The organism is Streptomyces sp. NBC_01166 (assembly GCF_045039765.1).
Taxonomy (GTDB): domain Bacteria; phylum Actinomycetota; class Actinomycetes; order Streptomycetales; family Streptomycetaceae; genus Streptomyces.
This window is the reverse complement of record NZ_CP108613.1, coordinates 1,635,900-1,653,095: the sequence shown is the minus strand read 5'-3', so window position 1 is coordinate 1,653,095 and position 17,196 is coordinate 1,635,900. Positions and strand designations below refer to the sequence as shown.

Genomic DNA, 17,196 nt, shown 5'->3' with positions numbered 1-17,196 from the left:
GGTCACCGCGTGCCGCCTTAGACTCGGTCACGTGCGCGACCTCACCCCCCTTGCCCGCTTCGGTGGCCTCGTCGCCTCCGGCCTGCTGGATGTCACCAGCGACCCAGCAGCTCTTGAATCGTCCGGCTTTTGGGCGGTATGTGCGGATTTCGAAGGCCGGTTGGTCTGTGCCCGCTTCGCCACTGTGCGGTCCGAAGAGGTCCCCCTCCCCGTGCCCGGGGCCTGGCGAGGGCCCTCCCCTGAGGAGTGGACCTCCTCTCTCGACGAGCAGGCCTACATGGCCGGGGTGCGACGGATCCGTGAACACATCGCGGCCGGCGAGGTCTACCAGGCCAACCTCTGCAGGGTCCTGTCCGCGCCGCTGCCCGGCCCCCGGGCCGACGTGGACGCGCTCACGGCGCTGCTCGCCCGCGGCAACCCGGCGCCCTACGCGGGAACGATCCGGCTCCCGGACCACGGTGTGGAGATCGCCACCGCCTCTCCCGAGCTCTTCCTCGCACGGGACGGCCGGACGGTCGAGTCCGGCCCCATCAAGGGCACCGGGCGCACCGAGGACGATCTGCTGGAGAAGGACCACGCGGAGAACGTCATGATCGTGGATCTGGTCCGCAACGACCTGGGCCGGGTCTGCGTACCCGGCAGCGTGAGCGTCCCCGACCTCTGCGCAGTGGAGAAGCATCCCGGGCTCGTCCACCTCGTCTCCACCGTGCGCGGACGGCTCGCCGACGGCGCCGGCTGGCCGGAGCTGCTTACCGCCGCGTTTCCGCCCGGATCCGTCACCGGCGCGCCGAAGTCCAGCGCGCTGGGGATCATCGAAGCTCTGGAGACGGCTCCCCGCGGCCCGTACTGCGGAGCGGTCGGCTGGGTGGACGCCGACCGGGGCACGGCGGAACTGGCCGTCGGTATACGGACCTTCTGGATCGACCGGACCGGGCCCGCCCCCCTTCTCCGCTTCGGCACCGGAGCCGGCATCACCTGGGGATCCGACCCGGCACGCGAATGGGCAGAGACCGAGCTCAAGGCATCCCGGCTGCTCGCTGTAGCGTCGGGAGCCTACGAGGAGACAGGGAGAACCGCGTCATGAGGATCTGGGTCAACGGCGGACTGTACGACGCGGACGACGCACGGCTGTCCGTGTTCGATCACGGGCTGACCGTGGGGGACGGCATCTTCGAGACCGTCAAGGTCGCCGGGGGCCGCCCCTTCGCCCTCACCCGGCACCTCGACCGGCTGACGCGCTCGGCCAGGGGTATGGGCCTGACGGACCCCGATCACGACGAGGTCCGACACGCGGTGGCTGCGGTCGTCGAGGCCAACCCCATGGAGCTCGGCCGGCTCCGGATCACCTGCACCGGTGGTCTCTCGCCGCTCGGCTCCGACCGCGGGAACGCCGGGCCCAGCCTGGTCGTCGCGCTGGGCGGGACGACGCGCCGCCCCGACAGCACCGCCGTGGTGACCGTCCCCTGGACGCGCAACGAACGCGGCGCGGTGACAGGGCTCAAGACCACCTCGTACGCCGAGAACGTCGTCGCTCTCGCGCGCGCCCACGAGGGGGGCGCCTCGGAGGCGCTCTTCCCCAACACCGTCGGGCAGCTCTGCGAGGGCACCGGATCGAACGTCTTCGTCGTCCTCGACGGCCGGATCCACACGCCGCCCATCACCTCGGGGTGCCTCGCGGGGATCACCCGCGCGCTGGCCGTGGAGTGGACGGGTGCGCAGGAGACCGACCTCCCGCTGGACGTGCTCGAGCGGGCCGACGAGATCTTCCTGACCTCCACGCTCCGCGACATCCAGGCCGTCCACCGGGTCGACGCGCGTGAGCTGCCCGGGGCTCCGGGGCCCGTGACGGCGAAGGCCATGCGGGTCTTCGACGAGCGCGCGGCGGAGGATCTCGACCCGTGAGTCCGGAACCGGAACCGAAAAAGGGGTGACGGCCCGCCGCCCAGCGGATAGAACGACCTGATGACCACGACCATCCGGCCGGCCGAGCCGGTCCAGCAAGGCGCCGACGGCGTGCGGACACGGACGTACGACGTGTGCGACAACGGGCGGCCCGTGGGTGCCGTCGCCATCTCCACCGATCCGGCGTTCGGCGCCTCGGCGGGCATACTCCAGTCGCTCGGCATCGACGAGGCGCACCGGAGGCGTGGCCGGGGGACCATCGCCGCGCTCGCCGCCGAGGAGGTGCTCCGCGGCTGGGGCTGTACGCAGGTCCGCCTGGTGGCCCCCGTGGACAACCATGCCGCCCGCGCCCTGGCGACCGTACTCGGCTACAACGAGCGCAGCCGCAACATGCTGAAGACCCTCCGGCGGACCGCCCCCGCACTGCCCGCCGGGGTCACCGGACGTCCCATGACGGAGCAGGAGTACGCCGCGTGGGCGGCGACCAGCGTCGACACGTACACGCAGGAGTGGGTGGAGCGCGGCGTCCCGGAGGAGCAGGCGCGGCGCAAGTCCGAGACGGACCACGCCACCAACCTGCCGGACGGCCTGGCCACCCCCGGCATGTACTTCCACGTCCTCGTCCACGACGGCGCCGTCCTCGGCTATGTCTGGGTGGCGCGTCGTGACGTGCCGGACGGTGACGACCTCGGATACGTCTTCGACGTGGAGGTGCGCGAGGAGTACCGGGGGCGCGGATACGGCCGGGCGCTGATGCACCTGGCGGAGGAGATCACGCTCGACGCCGGCCTCGGCCTCCTCGGCCTGCACGTCTTCGCGGACAACACACCCGCGCTGCGGCTGTACGAGTCGCTCGGTTACGAGGTGACGCAGTACAACCTGGCCAAGGCGCTGTAACCGGCCGGCGACGCCCGGCCGCCGACAGCGCCGGGCTGTCAGCCCTGCCCGGCGAGCAGGCGGTCGGCGATCTCCTCGATGCGCGCGAGCAGCCCGTCCTGGCTCTTCCCGCCGTCCAGCCGCTCGTCACCGATCACGTACGTCGGGGTCCCCGTGACGCCGATCGCCTTGCCCTCGGCCTGGTCCGCGTCCACGATCAGCAGATGCCGTCCGTCGATCAGGGCGGTGTCGAACTCCTCGGCGTCCAGGCCCAGTTCGCCCGCCACCTCGAGCAGCAGGGGCTCGCCCGCGCGTGCGAGGTCGGCGGTGCGGGCCAGGACGGCCTCGATGTACGGCCACCCCTTGCCCTGGACGGCGGCCTCCTCGGCGGCCTGCGCCGCGGCGTACGCGTGCTTGTGCTTCTCCAGCGGGAAGTGGCGCAGCCGTACCTCCAGCCGGTCGCCGTAGCGGGCGCGCAGGGCGTGGACGTCGGAGAGGGCCCGGTGGCAGTCGGGGCACTCGAGCTCGCACCAGAGGTCGAGGACGACCGGTGCGGCGGAGGGGGAATCGCTCATGAAACCAGTCTTTCAGGCCGGACCCCCGCTTCCCAATCGGGACCTGGGGAGGACCGCGGCCCTGAAATGTCCCTGATGTGGGCCCGCGCCGTGGCCCCTGTGGCAGTGACCGGTGCAGGATGGAAGGGACGTATCCCGATCGCTGGAGGCACCGATGCTTGCCGAGACCATCTGTTCCGCGGTGTCGGCGGCCGGTTTGGGCATCGCCGCGATCACCGCGTACCGAAAGCGGTTCCTCACGGCGACCCGGATCGCCGCCTACTCGCTCGTGCCCGTGGGGCTGGTGATGACCGGTGTCGTCGAGTGGGTGTCGGGCATCGTCTTCAAGCCGAGCGTCTGGATCGGCTTCGGGCTGCTTGCCGTGGCCTGGCTGCTCTTCATGACCACGCGCGCGGTGGAGCGCCGAAGTGGCTCGACCCGCAAGGAGCGCAAGGCCGCGCGGGCGGCGGAGCAGGGCGCCGCGGTGGCGCCGGGCGCGTCGTCACCCTCGCTGACCTCCGGTGCGGGAGCGACGTCCCAGCAGGCGCGGGAGAAGCCGAAGAGGCAGCAGCAGGCTGCCGCGCCCGGTGACGACTTCAGTGACATCGAGGCCATTCTGAAGAAGCACGGGATCTGACAGGCCGCCCGGGCCGTCCCGTCCGGAGAGGTCCGGGGACAGGAAGCTGTGGCACGCAAGGGGCGTGAATCGATTCATGGCCGACCCCGGGCAGCGGAATGCCGACGCCTGTGCCGGGTCTGGGTATTCTCGGGGTTGCGCCGCCCCGATCTTGACGGTATCCCGTGGATGCGGTTAGCGTCCCGAGCGGATTGAAACAATTCAATCCGGTGGGCGCGGCCCGGGCGACGGCGTGACGGACCGTGCTGGACGTCCGTCCGAGGATCAGGGACCGGCGCCGACGCGCGGCGGCCGGACGGCATCAGTGGGGCAGGGCAAGTGGGGCGTGTGGCAGGGATCAAGGACGTGGCCCGGCAGGCCGGAGTCTCGGTGGGCACGGTCTCCAATGTGATCAACCGTCCCGAGGCGGTGCTTCCCGACACCCGGGCCCGTGTGCTGGCGGCGATCGAGGAACTCGGATACGTACGCAGCGAGTCGGCCAGGCAGCTCAGGGCGGGCCGCAGCCGCATCATGGCCCTGCTCGTGCTGGACATGGGCAACCCGTTCTTCGTGGACGTCGCGCGCGGCGCCGAGCGAGCGGCCCGGGAGGCCGGTCTCGGGGTGATGGTCTGCAACAGCGGCCAGAGCCCGGAGGAGGAAGCCGAATATCTCGGGCTCTTCGCCGAGCAGCGGGTCTGCGGCGTGCTGGTCACCCCGGCCGACGCCACCGGCGGCAACCTCGAAGCCTTCGCCCGCCACCGGATCCCCTATGTGCTGGTCGACCGCGTGGCAGCCTCCACCGACAGCTGCGCCGTCTCGGTGGACGACGTGCGAGGCGGCATGCTCGCCGTCGGGCATCTCGTCTCCGCGGGCCACCGGTCCGTCGCCTATGTGAGCGGGCCCGGTGATCTCCACCAGATCAGGGACCGCCGCGAAGGTGCCCTCGCGGCGCTCGCCGAGGCGGGGCTCGGCCCCGAGGCGCTCGTGGAGATCCCCTCCGACCGCCTGGATGTGGCGGCCGGCCGCGACGCGGGGGCCAGGCTCCTCGGCCTCGTGCCCAGGCCGACCGCCGTGTTCTGCGCCAACGACCTGCTGGCGCTCGGTGTCCTGCAGTCGCTGTACGCCGCCGGCGTGCGGGTGCCGCAGGACGTCGCCATCGTCGGCTACGACGACATCGAGTTCGCCGCGGCCGCCGCCGTGCCTCTCACCTCGGTCCGGCAGCCCGCCGTGGTGATGGGCAGGATGGCGGCGGAGCTCCTCCTGGAGGAGGCGGACGACGGGGACGGCAGCCACCGGCACCGCAGCGTGGTCCTCCAGCCGGAACTCGTCGTACGCGCCTCCAGCGCCGCCCCGCGCTGACACCACACGAGGGCCGGGGCCCCGGCGCGGGGACACGTGGAGCGAACGCATGCGGGACCTTCGGACGCGAGAGCGATTCCCATTCATCCTGGAGTGTGTGAACTCGCCCTGGGAAAAGCTTTGTTGATCGCCAACAGGGTCCGCTCTGCGTCATGATCACTACGAGATGGTGGACACATCCCGGGGCGACGTCCCCGCACCCCCCGCCGAAGAGCCGCGTGGCTGCCTCTTCGCGCTTTCCCAGCCGCCGCTGATGATCTTCCTGACGGTCGTCGGCGGCCTGCTGCTGATGGCCGCACTGCACGATCTCTTCCTGCTGTGAGCGGCCGCCGCGATCCTTCCGCCGTGAACGGCCGCCGCGATCCTTCCGCCGTGAACGGCCGCCGCACCCGGACGCCCACCGTCCTGCAGGGCCGCCCCCCTCCCGGGGACGGCCGCACCGCCCGCCCGCGGAGGGTTCAGCGCGCGGCTTCCCGGCGGCGGGCCCGGTACGCGGCGACGTGGAGCCGGTTGCCGCAGGTGCGGCTGGAGCAGTAGCGGCGGGAGCGGTTGCGCGACAGGTCGACGAAGGCGTCCCGGCAGTCCGGGGCCTCGCAGCGCCGCAGCCGGTCCTGCTCACCCGCCACGACGATGAAGGCCAGGGCCATGCCGCAGTCGGCCGCGAGGTGGTCCGCGATGGAGGCGTCCGGTGCGAAGTAGTGGACGTGCCAGTCGTAGCCGTCGTGATTCGTGAGCTGCGGGGTGGTCCCGGCCGCGGCCACCAGGCTGTTGACGAGGTCCGCGGCCGTGCGGGCGTCGGGCGCGGCGAATATCTCGGCGAACCGGCCCCGGACGTCCCGCACGGCGCGCAGGTCCTTGTCGCCGAGGGTTCCGACGCCGCTGATGTGGTGGCGCTCCGCGAAGGCGTAGAGCGCGGTGAGCTCCGCGAGCCCGTCGCCCGACTCGCTCTCCGGCGCGGTGTTCACCAGATCGACCACCGTTTCGAGGGCGATCCTGGTGTCGTGTGGGATCAGCACGCTTCGCTCCCTGGCCTCCGGCGGACGGGCGTCCACCGATGCGGGCTGACTCTACTGGCTCGCCGGAGGCGCTCAGGGGCCGGTACGGGCTCGGCGGGGGAGGGTGGTCCCTTTTCCCGGCCGGACGGCGCCGCGGAGCGCACGGGCCGCTCCGGCGGCCCCGGAAGCGGTTCCTGCGGCAGAGGTGAGGCGCGTGGTGCGGATGGTGCGGGTGTGGCGAGGGCCGGCCGACCCCCGGCGCGCCTGCTCGCCCCCGCCGCGTTCGTCCCGCCCCCGCGCACAGCGCCGCCGCCGCGGTGGGTTCCGCGGCGACGGCGCCGGTGCCTGCCCTATGAGGTTGTCCGCGCGACGCCGTCTCCCCGAGTCGGACGGCGTCCCGCAGCTCTCGGCCTGGCTCAGCTCTCGGCCAGGATGTGTGAGAGCTCCGTATCGAGATCGAAGTGACGATGCTCGGTGCCGGGCGGGACCGCGGCGTCGGTCCTCTTCAGGAACGACTCCAGGGCCCGTGCCGGGGCTTCCAGCAGGGCTTCTCCCTCAGGGGAGCTCAGTGCGATGCAGACGACGCCTTGACCGTGACTACGTGATGGCCAGACGCGGACGTCTCCGGTGCCGGTGGGCCGGTGCAGCCCCTCGGCAAGGAGGTCACGGGCGAAAACCCATTCGACCGTCTCCTCCGCTCCGGTGTGGAAGGTGGCGTGCACGGCATAGGGGTCGGCCGTGTCATACCGCAGGCCCGCGGGTACAGGCAGTGAGGACTCGCTCGACACAACGAGGCGCAGGTGCAGCTCGCAGCTGACCGTGGTGTTCATAAGCGCCAGGGCCTTTCGCTCAGTGTGCGCTCGGGGATTCGCACGTCGGCGAAATCGACATGCCACCTACGGTGCCGTTGTAAACCCCTCTGACCTATTTGTGATGCTTCAGGTCGCTCGTGCGGCGGTGTGTAACTTTGGGTCATGCGTCCATTCCGGTGACGATCGACGTTCCGGTAGGTTGGGCTCCATGAACGCGGAGAGTGACGAGCGGGAAGAGGTCGCCGCGCCGGCGGCCGGCAGTTCCGCTGCGGGGGACGGACGGACGGCGGAGCGCGAGCTGGGCTCGAGAGCGCCCGGGTTCATCAAGGGATCGAGAGTTCTCCACCTGAGCTGGCAGGTCGGGATCTTCGTCGTCGGTCTCGCCGTGGTCGGCGCGGGCATCGTGATGCTGCCGCTGCCGGGCCCGGGGTGGCTGGTGATCTTCGGCGGCATGGCGATCTGGGCGACCGAATTCGTCTGGGCGCAGCTCGTCCTGCGCTGGACCCGCCGCAAGGTCACGGAGGCCGCGCAGCGCGCCCTCGACCCCAAGGTCCGGCGGCGCAACATCATCCTCACCACGGTGGGGCTCGTGATCATCGCGGTGCTGGTCGGGATCTACGTCTGGAAGTTCGGCATAGTGATGCCGTGGAAGATCGAGCAGTGACCCGGTAGTGGTCCGGAGGCGCCGCTGACATGGGGTAATGTGTGCCGTGCGCCGGGGCGATTAGCTCAGTGGGAGAGCGCTTCGTTCACACCGAAGAGGTCACTGGTTCGAACCCAGTATCGCCCACCCCGGACCGATGGCCCGGAAGCTTCTGAGAAGCTTCCGGGCCATCGGCGTTTCCGGGCGCGCCCGTCGGCGCCGCCCTCACCGTTTGTTCGGCCTGTCGCCCGGTCGCCTGTTCGGCCCGTCGTCCGGTCGCCGAAATTTCGTCCTAACCGTTGACGCGCCCCCTGCCGCTCCCTACTTTGACCCAGCAAGCGCTTTCTAAAACGATTCAATGTGAACGGTGGGGGCGAGCTATGTCTCGGAACAACGGCATGGACCGGCGGCAGCTGCTGAAGCTGGCCGGCCTCTCTGCGGCCGGTCTCGGCCTGACCGCGGCCGGCTGCGGCTCGGGCAGCGGCGGTTCCGGCGGTCCGGTCACCATCCGGCACTCGTGGTGGGGCGCGGACGACCGTGCCAAGAAGGTCCAGCAGTGCGTCACCCTCTTCGAGAAGAAGCACCCGAAGATCAAGGTGAAGACGGACTTCCAGCAGTACGCGGACTTCTGGAAGAAGTTCAACACCCAGGCGGCCGGCGGCAACCCCCCGGACGTCATCCAGAACGCCGTGACCTTCCTGCGCAAGTACGAGGCGAAGAACGTTCTCCTCGACCTCGGCCCCCAGGCGGAGAAGGGCAACCTCGACCTCGGCGGCTTCCGCTCCGGGCTGGAGAAGTTCGCCGAGATCGACGGCAAGCTGCTCGGCGTGCCGGTCGGCAGCAACTCCATGGCCCTGGTCATCGACGAGAAGGTGTACGAGAAGGCCGGCATCACCCCCGAGATCGGCTGGACGTGGGACGACTGGCTGGCCGGTCTGGAGAAGATCAAGCGCGGCCAGGAGATCGCCGGTGACGCCGGCCCGCACGGTGTGATGTACCTGTACGACCTGATCCTCCGCCAGAACGGCAAGGCCTTCTTCACCGAGGACGGCATGGGCTTCGGCGAGGACGAACTGCTGCCGTACTGGACCGAGGCCCTCGAGCGGGTCAAGTCGGGGCTCTACGCCGACCCCAACAAGGTCGAGCAGCTCAAGCCCGCGTCGGCCACCGCCAAGGGCCTGTCCGCCGGTGAGTTCACCTGGGACAACTTCTCGGTCCGCTACAGCGCGGAGGGCAAGAGCAGCTACGGCCTCGCGCCCATCCCGAGCACCGACGGCAAGAAGACCGGTCAGTACCTGGGCTCGCTGATGCTGAGCGGCACGGCGCGGACCAAGCACCCCGCCGAGGTGGCCACCTTCATCAGCTTCATGACCCACGACCCCGAGGTCGCCCGGATCATGGGATACGACCGCGGAGTGCCCGCCACCACGGCGCAGTTCGAGGCCTACCAGCCCGCCGACGCCCCCAGCAAGGCCATCGGCGCGTACGAGACCGCGATCGCCGACGCGGGTGTCCTGGAGCCGATCACCCCGCACCCGGCAGGCGCCGACGTCATCGAGGCGGCCTTCCTGCGCATCGGCGCCGACCTGTCCCTGGGCAAGACCTCGCCGAAGGACTCCGTGAAGCAGTTCTTCTCCGAGGCGAAGACCGCCCTCGGCTCGAACTGAGAGGACCGAGGTGACTCACATCCGCACCTCCCCGGGCGTGCTCGCAGCCGGGGACGACCGCTCCGCCGCCAAGCGGAACGGTCCCGGAGGAAGCGCGCCGCCCCCCGCACAGAAGCGGCGGGACCGCGGCGAGAACCTGGCCGGCTATCTGTTCATGTCGCCCTGGATCGCGGGCTTCCTGTTCCTGATCGCCGGGCCGATGGTGTTCTCGCTGTACCTGTCGTTCACCGAGTACAACCTGTTCGAGGCCCCGCGCTGGATCGGCCTCCAGAACTTCACCGACATGTTCGCGGACCCCCGCTGGCGCCAGTCGGTCAAGGTCACCTCCTGGTACGTGCTGATCGGCACCCCGGTCAAGCTGGCCGCGGCACTCGCCGTCGCGATGCTGCTCGCGCAGAAGCGGTGGGGCCAGTCCTTCTACCGCGCGGCCTTCTACGCCCCGTCCCTCATCGGGGCGAGCGTCTCGGCGGCCATCGTCTGGCGCGCGCTGTTCTCGGACGACGCGATCGTCGACCGTACGCAGAAGGTGTTCGGCTTCGAGGTCGGCGGCTGGATCGGCGATCCAGCGATGATCATCTACGCGCTGATCGCCCTCACCGTGTGGCAGTTCGGCGCGCCGATGGTCATCTTCCTGGCCGGCCTCAAGCAGGTCCCGCGCGAACTGTACGAAGCGGCCGAGGTGGACGGAGCCGGCCCCTGGCGCAGGTTCTTCCACATCACGCTGCCGATGATCTCGCCCGTCCTGTTCTTCAACGTCCTGCTGGAGACCATCCATTCGTTCCAGATCTTCGGCTCGGCCTACATCGTCAGCAACGGCAGCTGCGGACCGGCCGACGCGACGCTCGTCTACACCTGTTACCTGTACGAACAAGGCTTCGTGAACAGCCGCATGGGCTTCGCCTCGGCCATGGGATGGCTGCTGCTGCTCGCGGTCGGACTGGTCACCGCCGTGCTGTTCTGGTCCCAGAAGCGCTGGGTGCACTACGAGGAGGGCGGCCGATGAGTCTCCTGACAGCAGCAGTACGCCGCCGGGGACCCGGGGCACTCGCCTGGCACCTCGGTGCGCTCGTCATCCTCGCCGTGGTCCTCTACCCGGTGGTGTGGACGATCGGGGCCTCGTTCAAGCCCAGCGCCGACATCATCGGTGGCCTGGACCTGTTCCCGGTGGACCCGATCGGTGACAACTACGCCCGGCTCACCGAGGGCATCGCCTCCATCCCCATCTCGACGTTCTTCCTGAACTCGGCCTACATAGCCATCGGTTCCGTGATCGGCGTCGTGCTGTCCTGCTCGCTGACCGCGTACGCCTTCGCCAAGGTGCGGTTCGCCGGCCGCAACATCATGTTCGCCGTCATGATCGGCACCCTCCTGCTGCCGTACCACGTACTGATCATTCCGCAGTACGTCCTGTTCCAGAAGCTGGAGCTGATCAACACCTTCACCCCGCTGCTGATCGGCAAGTACCTGGCCACCGACGCCTTCTTCGTCTTCCTGATGGTGCAGTTCATGCGCGGACTGCCCAAGGAGCTCGACGAGGCGGCACGGCTGGACGGCTGCGGGCACCTGAGGACCTACTGGTCCATCGTCATGCCGCTCTGCCGGCCGGCGCTCGTCACCAGTGCGATCTTCACGTTCATCAACGCCTGGAACGACTTCATGGGCCCCCTGCTGTACCTCAACGAGCCGGACAAATACACCGTCTCCCTGGGGCTGAAGATGTTCATCGACCAGGACGCGGTCGCGGACTACGGCGGCATGGTCGCCATGTCACTCGTGGCGCTGCTCCCGGTGCTGGCCTTCTTCGTGGCCTTCCAGCGGTACCTGATCGACGGCATGGCCACCTCGGGCCTGAAGGGCTGACACCGTGGCGACGAAGACCCGTACCCCGGCCAGGCGTTCGCGTGTCATGAACCGCTTCGCCCTGTTCTCCGAATGCCTGCTCGTCGGCGTGTGGATCGCCGTCGCCGCCCTGCCGCTGTTCACGTTCCCCGCGGCCTTCGCCGCGGGGACCCGGCACCTGCGCCGCTACCTCGACGGTGAGCACGGCGGGGTGCGCGAGTTCGCGGACGACGCCCGGGCCGCCGCCCGCGGCGGATGGCTCGTCGGTGTGGCCGTGTGGGCCGCCGGGAGCCTGCTCTGGCTCGACCTGGCGGCCGTCCGCGCCGGACTGCCCGGCGGGCCCTTCGTGGGCGCGGTCGGCATCCTCGCCATGATCGGCTTCCTGGTCGCCGTCGTACGCGCCGCCTCGTGCTGGGAGCCCGGCGCCCTCTGGCGCCCCCTCCTGGCCGAGGCCGGCCGGAACACCGTCCGGGACCCGGCCGGCTCACTGCTGCTCGTCTGCGGGATGGCAGTCGTCGTACTGTCCGGCGCCCTGGTGCTGCCGCTTGCCGTCCCCGTCGTCGGGGCCGTCGCCGCCGCGGCCACAGCGGTGCGGGTGCGGCTGCTCCCGCACTGACCCGTACCTGTTCGTCCGTCCCCTGTCCCGAATCAGCACGGAGAGAGGCACACCCATGTCCAGGATGCCCCGCAGAACGCTTCTGAAGGCCGCGGCAGCGGCCGGCGCGGCCGCACAGTTCAGCTGGTCCCCCGGTGCCACTCCCGCGTCGGCGGCGGCACCGGGCGCGGATCACACCGGCGAACCCGTCACCCTGAGCTGGCTGGAGTCCGGCGGTCTCGGTGCGGCGCCCGGTTCCACGCTCGGGGTGCCCTGGCCCAAGGGGCAGTACCGCAAGGACCAGACCTTCGCGCTGACCACCGAGGACGGCAAGGACGTCCCCGTGCAGTCGTGGACGACCGCCACCTGGCCCGACGGTTCCGCGAAATGGACCGCGCACGCCGTGGGCCCCGAAGCCGCGGGCGCGAAGAAGTTCGTCCTCGGCCCGGGCGCGCCCGCGGCTCCCTCCCACAAGGTCGCCGTCAAGAGCACCGGGTCCACCATCACCGTCTCCACCGGCGTCATCACCGCGAAGATCGGGAAGTCCGGCTCCTCGCTCATCACCTCCCTCACCCGTGGCTCCACCGAGATCGCCAAGGACGGACGGCTCGTCCTGATCCGGCAGGGCGAGATCGAGGACGGCGACCAGGGGCGCGAGGCGTACGAGCGGTTCGAGAGCGCCGTCACCACCACCGAGGTCGAACAGAGTGGTCCGGTACGCGCCGTCGTCCGGATCGAGGGCAAGCACCGCAGAGGGAAGCGCTCCTGGCTGCCCTTCTCGGTGCGGCTCTACTTCTACGCCGGCGCCGAATCGTTCCGCATGGTGCACACCATCACCTTCGACGGCACCCAGGAGCCCGGGAAGGCCGGCGGCGACTTCATCCGCGGCCTCGGCGTCCGCTTCACCGTCCCGATGCGGGACGAGGCCTACGACCGGCACATCCGCATCGGCGGCGAAGGCACCGGCATGCTCCGGGAAGCCGTCAAGGGCATCACCGGTCTGCGCCGCGACCCCGGCGCCGCGGTCCAGGCGGCCCAGTTCGAGGGCACGAAGCTCCCCGACCCCGCCACCTGGGACCAGCGCGTCACCAGCCGCCTCCACCTCATCCCCACCTGGGGCGACTACACTCTCAGTCAGCTGTCCGCCGACGGTTTCTCCCTCCGCAAGCGCACGAAGAAGGGCCACGGCTGGATCGCGGCGGGCGGCGGCCGGCGGGCCTCCGGCTTCGGATACGTCGGCGGGGCGAGCGGCGGACTCGCCTTCGGCCTGCGCGACTTCTGGGAGAAGTTCCCCGCCCAGCTCGACATCCGCGACGCCCACACCGACGCGGCCGAAGTCACCCTGTGGCTCTGGTCGCCCGAGGCCGAACCGATGGACCTGCGCTTCTACCACGACGGCCTGGGCCAGGACACGTACGCCGAACAGCTCGAAGGCCTCAACATCACCTACGAGGACTACGAACCCGGCTTCGGCACCCCGTACGGCATCGCGCGCACCAGCGAACTCCTCTTCTGGGCCCATGACTCCACCCCCGGCGCCACCGCCCTGGCCCAGCAGACCGAGGCCGTCCGCACCCTCCCGCAGCTGGTCGCGCCGCCGTCCCAGCTGATCGGCGCGAAGGTCTTCGGCGGACTGTTCTCCCCGGTCGACCGCTCGACCCCGGCCAAGGCGAAGATCGAGGACCACCTCGACTTCCTCTTCACGTACTACAAGGACCAGGTCGAAATGCGGCGCTGGTACGGCTTCTGGGACTACGGCGACGTCATGCACTCCTACGACCCCGCCCGCCACCAGTGGCGCTACGACGTCGGCGGCTACGCCTGGGACAACTCCGAGCTCTCACCCGACCTGTGGCTCTGGTACGCCTACCTGCGTTCCGGCCGCGCCGACATATTCCGCTTCGCCGAGGCCATGACCCGCCACACCGGCGAGGTCGACGTCTACCACCTGGGCGAGTGGGCCGGCCTCGGGACCCGGCACGGCATCCAGCACTACGCCGACAGCGCCAAGCAGCAGCGCATCGCCAACACCACCTACCGGCGCTTCTACTACTTCCTCACCGCCGACGAGCGTGTCGGCGACCTGATGCGCGCCAACGTCGACTCCGACGAGACCTTCCTCGCCCTCGACCCGCTCCGCAAGATCCGTACCGAGCCCTACACACCGGACCGGCACGCCCTGTCCATCGGTTTCGGAACCGACTGGAGCGGGCTGGTCTCCGCCTGGCTCACCGAATGGGAGCGGGGCGGCCCGCAGGCCGCGAAGGCCAGGGCCCGCATCCTCGGAACCATGGAGACCATCGCCGCCCAGCCCAACGGCTTCGTCCAGGGCAGCGGCCTGTACGACCTCGACACCGGGAGGTTCGCCGTCGACACCGAGCCGGTCGTCAGCGTCTCGCACCTCTCGGCGGTCTTCGGCCTCAACGAGCTGTGCGCCGAACTCATCGGCCTCGTAGGCGTCGAAGTGCCGAAGTTCGAGGAGGCGTACCTCGACTACTGCCGGTACTTCAACGCGACCAAGGCCGAACAGAAAGCACGCTACGGGTCCGACTTCGGCAGCCTCCTGCTCTTCCAGGGCCACTCACGGCTGGACGCCTACGCCGCGGTCCGTACGGGCGACGAGAAGCTCGCCGCCCGCGCCTGGGAGAAGTTCTACAACAGCGACGGATACAAGGAGTCGGCCCCCTGGAAGACCGAGGAGGTGACCGGCCCCGTCACCACGGTCCCCGGGACCGAGGCCAACTGGGTCTACACCAACGACACCGCGCTCTACGGACTCGCCGCCATCGAGAACCTCGCCCTCGTCGGAGACCGGATGCCCAGCTGACCGGCCCCTGACCTCAGCGCATCCGGCCCAGGCTCTCCCGCACCCGGCGCGCGTCGCGCAGCCGCTGCTCGTAGGTCGCTCCGACCGCGAGCAGCAGCAGCCCGGCGAGCGCCGGGGGCGCCCAGCGCGGGAGCGCGTCGAGCACCTGCACCACATGCGGGGCCAGCTCGTGCAGGCCGACCAGGGCCAGCACCGAACCGCCCAGCACCAACGGGGCCTGGAGGCGGAGACGGGCGCCCACCAGCGTGACCACCAGGGCCGCCGCACCCAGCAGCAGAGGCCGTGGCCAGCCGGTATCCGTCCACGCCACCACGAGGCTCGGCACCATCGTCGTCGAGAGGGCCGGGCCGTACGCCACCCAGGACGACACGGCCGGGTCCGTGCGGCCCCGCAGCCACCCCACCGCGAACGCGGCCACCGACACGGGCAGCGTGTACGCCTCAGGCGCCGTCACCCCCGAAGCCCCCAGCCGCACCCACATCGCCGCCACGAACAACACGGCCGCCAGATACCCCGCGGCCGGCCGGCGCTCGGGCCGCACCGCGCTCCCCGCCGCCAGCACCCCGCACAACGCCAGCACCAGCGCGAGGAACGGCGCGTCCGTGACCGCGAGTCCCACGGCCACCAGCGCACCGAACGCCCCGGCGGCCTCCAGCGACAACGCCACCGCCGCCTCCCGCAGCCGGGCCCCGAGCAGCACCGTCACCGCCGGGACGACCAGCACCACCGGAGCGGACCCGGGCGCGCTCCACCCCAGCGACGCCCCGGCCGCCGTAGCCACCACGATCGCGCACAGCACCGACCCGACGGCGAGCACCGACCGCACCACCACCGCCTGCGACCGGGCAGCCGCACCCGCGAACAGCACCAGCAGGCCTCCGAACACCGCGTACGTGGCCGGCTCGGCGGCCAGAGCGAGCAGCCCCACGCTCACCGCACCCACGAGCGCACACGCCAGAGCGGTCAGGGGGACGGCTCCGGACCCCCGCCGCACCGCGAGCACCAGCAGCCCGCCCACCAGCAGCAGTTCCACGCCCACCGCCACCGCGTACGGCACATCCGCCACCGCGAGCAGCGCGGGCACCGCGCTCCAGCCCAGGACCGTCGCACCGGCCTCCGCGGCGACCCGCCACCCCTGAGGAGGCGCCACGAGCGTCCGGCGCGCCCACCCGAGACGCAGCGCCGCGAGCACACCCGCCACCACCGCGAGCACCACCGGGGACGCGGCCGACGCCGACCACGGCATCGACGGCCCCAGCGCACCCCGGAACCCCTCCGGCGCGCCGGACCAGACGTCCGCCAGCCCTGACACCGGACCCAGCAGCACCGCAGCCACCACGGGCGACGCCCACACCAGCGCACCCGCCGTGACCGCGGCGGACGCCCCCAGCACACCCCGGCCCACCGGCTGCGGGACCCGGAGCCGCACCACCGGCGACAACGCGATGCCGCAGAGCAGATACACCACGACCGACCAGTTCCACGGCAGCCCCGTACGCAGCACACCGCCCACCGCGGCCACCGAGGCCAGGCCCGCCACCGCGCCCGCGGTGACGGCCCACTCCTTCGGCGCGCGCCACGCTCCCGCCAGGGCCACCCCCGCGCCCGCCAACAGCAACGCCCCGGGGCCCGCTGCCGCGAGCGGCCCACCGGCCGACACGGACAGCCCCAGACCGATGAGCAGTGCGAACAACCCGGTGACCCCCGCCCCGACAGCCGCCGTGACCCGCACCGCGATCCCCCGGCCCCACGACACCACCGCGACATCCGCCGCCGCAGTCACCAGGAGGGCCCAGCCGAAGCCGGTCGCGGACGACCCCGCCGCCCAGGCGGTCAGCACCAGCGGCAGCTGCCCCGCCACCACGGCCCCGGGCAGCGGCACCCGCAGCCGGCCGAGCAGCAGCCCGTACAGGGCCCACACCGCCGCCAGCACCGCCGACGCGACCGCCGAGAACACGAGTCCGTCGGTCCCGGGAGCGGCGACCGCGTGCAGGGCAACAGCGTCCAGCACCGTCAGCACCAGCGCCAGAGCGGCCACCGCCTCCGCGGTCGAGGGCAGCTTGCGCGCCAGCAGCAGGGCCGGCGCCACCAGCGCACCCGCAGTCACCGCCGCCAGCACCGCCGAACGGCCCGCGATGCCCATCTCGCCCCAGCTGAACAGGGTGAAGGCGATCGCCGCGATCGTCAGCAGCAGACCACCGAGGACCAGCAGCACATTCTGCGTACCGTGCGCGGGCGCCGACGGGGCGTAGGGAAGAGCAGGAGCCTGCGGCCGGGCGGCCGGGGCCGGAAAGGGTGACGGGGCCGCCGCCGCGCCCAGCACGCCCACCAGCCAGGCACGGCGGTTCAGCAGCTGCAGCCGGCGGGCGTCCAGCCGGGCCAGTTCATGATCGAGGAGCGCCAATTCCTCGGCGGGCGGCGGCATATGTCTCATGTACGGGAGTGTGGCGGCCGCCACATCCTCGTGCATGCGTTCCCCTACTCAGATCCGCCTCTGAGTAGGGCCGTGCG

Annotated in this window: 16 protein-coding genes and 1 tRNA gene; 13 read left to right on the top strand and 4 right to left on the bottom strand. The window is 71.1% G+C overall.

Translation table 11 applies throughout. The features are described from left to right. The first annotated feature begins 31 nt into the window (after positions 1-31). From OG379_RS07565 to OG379_RS07555, 3 genes are read left to right on the top strand one after another with little or no spacing between them, the layout of a single operon-like run. Positions 32-1,084, top strand: a complete 1,053-nt coding sequence (locus tag OG379_RS07565; protein ID WP_405660590.1) for a chorismate-binding protein — start codon at positions 32-34, stop codon at positions 1,082-1,084. Continuing rightward, on the top strand, positions 1,081-1,902 hold the full coding sequence (locus OG379_RS07560; RefSeq protein WP_393758322.1) for an aminotransferase class IV: 822 nt from the start codon (positions 1,081-1,083) through the stop codon (positions 1,900-1,902). The genes OG379_RS07565 and OG379_RS07560 overlap by 4 nt, the downstream gene beginning before the upstream one ends. A gap of 60 nt (positions 1,903-1,962) precedes the next feature. Further along, on the top strand, positions 1,963-2,799 hold the full coding sequence (locus OG379_RS07555; protein WP_405660588.1) for a GNAT family N-acetyltransferase: 837 nt from the start codon (positions 1,963-1,965) through the stop codon (positions 2,797-2,799). Between the two features lie 38 nt (positions 2,800-2,837). Here OG379_RS07555 and OG379_RS07550 read toward each other — a convergent pair whose 3' ends face one another. Then, positions 2,838-3,353, bottom strand: a complete 516-nt coding sequence (locus OG379_RS07550) for a DsbA family protein (protein ID WP_401630311.1) — start codon at positions 3,351-3,353, stop codon at positions 2,838-2,840. Between the two features lie 154 nt (positions 3,354-3,507). Between OG379_RS07550 and OG379_RS07545 the strand changes: the two genes are divergently transcribed. The 3 genes from OG379_RS07545 (at position 3,508) to OG379_RS07535 (ending at position 5,629) form a co-directional block, all read left to right on the top strand. Next, entirely contained in the window at positions 3,508-3,969 is a 462-nt protein-coding gene (locus tag OG379_RS07545; RefSeq protein WP_405660586.1) for a hypothetical protein, read from the top strand. Between the two features lie 318 nt (positions 3,970-4,287). Then, a complete protein-coding gene (locus OG379_RS07540) occupies positions 4,288-5,307 on the top strand; it encodes a LacI family DNA-binding transcriptional regulator (RefSeq protein WP_405660584.1) in 1,020 nt (339 codons plus the stop codon). Positions 5,308-5,473: 166 nt separating this feature from the next. After that, positions 5,474-5,629, top strand: coding sequence for a hypothetical protein (locus OG379_RS07535; RefSeq protein ID WP_356712427.1), 156 nt, complete (start codon positions 5,474-5,476; stop codon positions 5,627-5,629). A 136-nt stretch (positions 5,630-5,765) separates the two neighbouring features. Here the strand turns inward: OG379_RS07535 and OG379_RS07530 are convergent, their stop codons facing one another. Together OG379_RS07530 and OG379_RS07525 are read right to left on the bottom strand one after the other, a co-directional pair. Continuing rightward, on the bottom strand, positions 5,766-6,323 hold the full coding sequence (locus tag OG379_RS07530; protein ID WP_405660581.1) for a CGNR zinc finger domain-containing protein: 558 nt from the start codon (positions 6,321-6,323) through the stop codon (positions 5,766-5,768). A gap of 395 nt (positions 6,324-6,718) precedes the next feature. Further along, on the bottom strand, positions 6,719-7,132 hold the full coding sequence (locus tag OG379_RS07525) for an SsgA family sporulation/cell division regulator (protein ID WP_003959770.1): 414 nt from the start codon (positions 7,130-7,132) through the stop codon (positions 6,719-6,721). A gap of 190 nt (positions 7,133-7,322) precedes the next feature. On the opposite strand from OG379_RS07525, the gene OG379_RS07520 reads away from it, so the two are divergent. The 7 genes from OG379_RS07520 (at position 7,323) to OG379_RS07490 (ending at position 14,685) form a co-directional block, all read left to right on the top strand. Continuing rightward, positions 7,323-7,778, top strand: a complete 456-nt coding sequence (locus OG379_RS07520; RefSeq protein ID WP_393758333.1) for a TIGR02611 family protein — start codon at positions 7,323-7,325, stop codon at positions 7,776-7,778. A gap of 54 nt (positions 7,779-7,832) precedes the next feature. Next, positions 7,833-7,904 (top strand) — tRNA-Val (locus OG379_RS07515). Positions 7,905-8,137: 233 nt separating this feature from the next. Continuing rightward, positions 8,138-9,424: an ABC transporter substrate-binding protein gene (locus tag OG379_RS07510; RefSeq protein WP_405660578.1), complete on the top strand. Its 1,287-nt coding sequence runs from the start codon at positions 8,138-8,140 to the stop codon at positions 9,422-9,424. A 19-nt stretch (positions 9,425-9,443) separates the two neighbouring features. Continuing rightward, positions 9,444-10,427: a carbohydrate ABC transporter permease gene (locus OG379_RS07505; protein ID WP_405668429.1), complete on the top strand. Its 984-nt coding sequence runs from the start codon at positions 9,444-9,446 to the stop codon at positions 10,425-10,427. Beyond that, positions 10,424-11,284 (top strand): carbohydrate ABC transporter permease, encoded by an 861-nt coding sequence (locus OG379_RS07500; RefSeq protein ID WP_405660576.1) that lies wholly within the window; start codon positions 10,424-10,426, stop codon positions 11,282-11,284. The genes OG379_RS07505 and OG379_RS07500 overlap by 4 nt, the downstream gene beginning before the upstream one ends. A gap of 46 nt (positions 11,285-11,330) precedes the next feature. Continuing rightward, positions 11,331-11,879, top strand: coding sequence for a hypothetical protein (locus OG379_RS07495; RefSeq protein ID WP_405668428.1), 549 nt, complete (start codon positions 11,331-11,333; stop codon positions 11,877-11,879). Positions 11,880-11,934: 55 nt separating this feature from the next. Continuing rightward, positions 11,935-14,685: a Tat pathway signal sequence domain protein gene (locus OG379_RS07490; RefSeq protein ID WP_405660574.1), complete on the top strand. Its 2,751-nt coding sequence runs from the start codon at positions 11,935-11,937 to the stop codon at positions 14,683-14,685. Between the two features lie 13 nt (positions 14,686-14,698). Here OG379_RS07490 and OG379_RS07485 read toward each other — a convergent pair whose 3' ends face one another. Continuing rightward, positions 14,699-17,119, bottom strand: coding sequence for an SCO7613 C-terminal domain-containing membrane protein (locus OG379_RS07485; RefSeq protein WP_405660571.1), 2,421 nt, complete (start codon positions 17,117-17,119; stop codon positions 14,699-14,701). Positions 17,120-17,196 lie beyond the last annotated feature (77 nt).

Excerpts from the sequence above, each read along its gene's own strand:
- OG379_RS07560 (WP_393758322.1), top strand. The coding sequence starts at position 1,081 with ATGAGGATCTGGGTCAACGGCGGACTGTACGACGCGGACGACGCACGG.
- OG379_RS07555 (WP_405660588.1), top strand. The coding sequence starts at position 1,963 with ATGACCACGACCATCCGGCCGGCCGAGCCGGTCCAGCAAGGCGCCGAC.
- OG379_RS07550 (WP_401630311.1), bottom strand. The coding sequence starts at position 3,353 with ATGAGCGATTCCCCCTCCGCCGCACCGGTCGTCCTCGACCTCTGGTGC.
- OG379_RS07545 (WP_405660586.1), top strand. The coding sequence starts at position 3,508 with ATGCTTGCCGAGACCATCTGTTCCGCGGTGTCGGCGGCCGGTTTGGGC.
- OG379_RS07535 (WP_356712427.1), top strand. The coding sequence starts at position 5,474 with ATGGTGGACACATCCCGGGGCGACGTCCCCGCACCCCCCGCCGAAGAG.
- OG379_RS07525 (WP_003959770.1), bottom strand. The coding sequence starts at position 7,132 with ATGAACACCACGGTCAGCTGCGAGCTGCACCTGCGCCTCGTTGTGTCG.
- OG379_RS07520 (WP_393758333.1), top strand. The coding sequence starts at position 7,323 with ATGAACGCGGAGAGTGACGAGCGGGAAGAGGTCGCCGCGCCGGCGGCC.
- OG379_RS07510 (WP_405660578.1), top strand. The coding sequence starts at position 8,138 with ATGTCTCGGAACAACGGCATGGACCGGCGGCAGCTGCTGAAGCTGGCC.
- OG379_RS07500 (WP_405660576.1), top strand. The coding sequence starts at position 10,424 with ATGAGTCTCCTGACAGCAGCAGTACGCCGCCGGGGACCCGGGGCACTC.
- OG379_RS07495 (WP_405668428.1), top strand. The coding sequence starts at position 11,331 with ATGAACCGCTTCGCCCTGTTCTCCGAATGCCTGCTCGTCGGCGTGTGG.
- OG379_RS07490 (WP_405660574.1), top strand. The coding sequence starts at position 11,935 with ATGTCCAGGATGCCCCGCAGAACGCTTCTGAAGGCCGCGGCAGCGGCC.
- OG379_RS07485 (WP_405660571.1), bottom strand. The coding sequence starts at position 17,119 with ATGAGACATATGCCGCCGCCCGCCGAGGAATTGGCGCTCCTCGATCAT.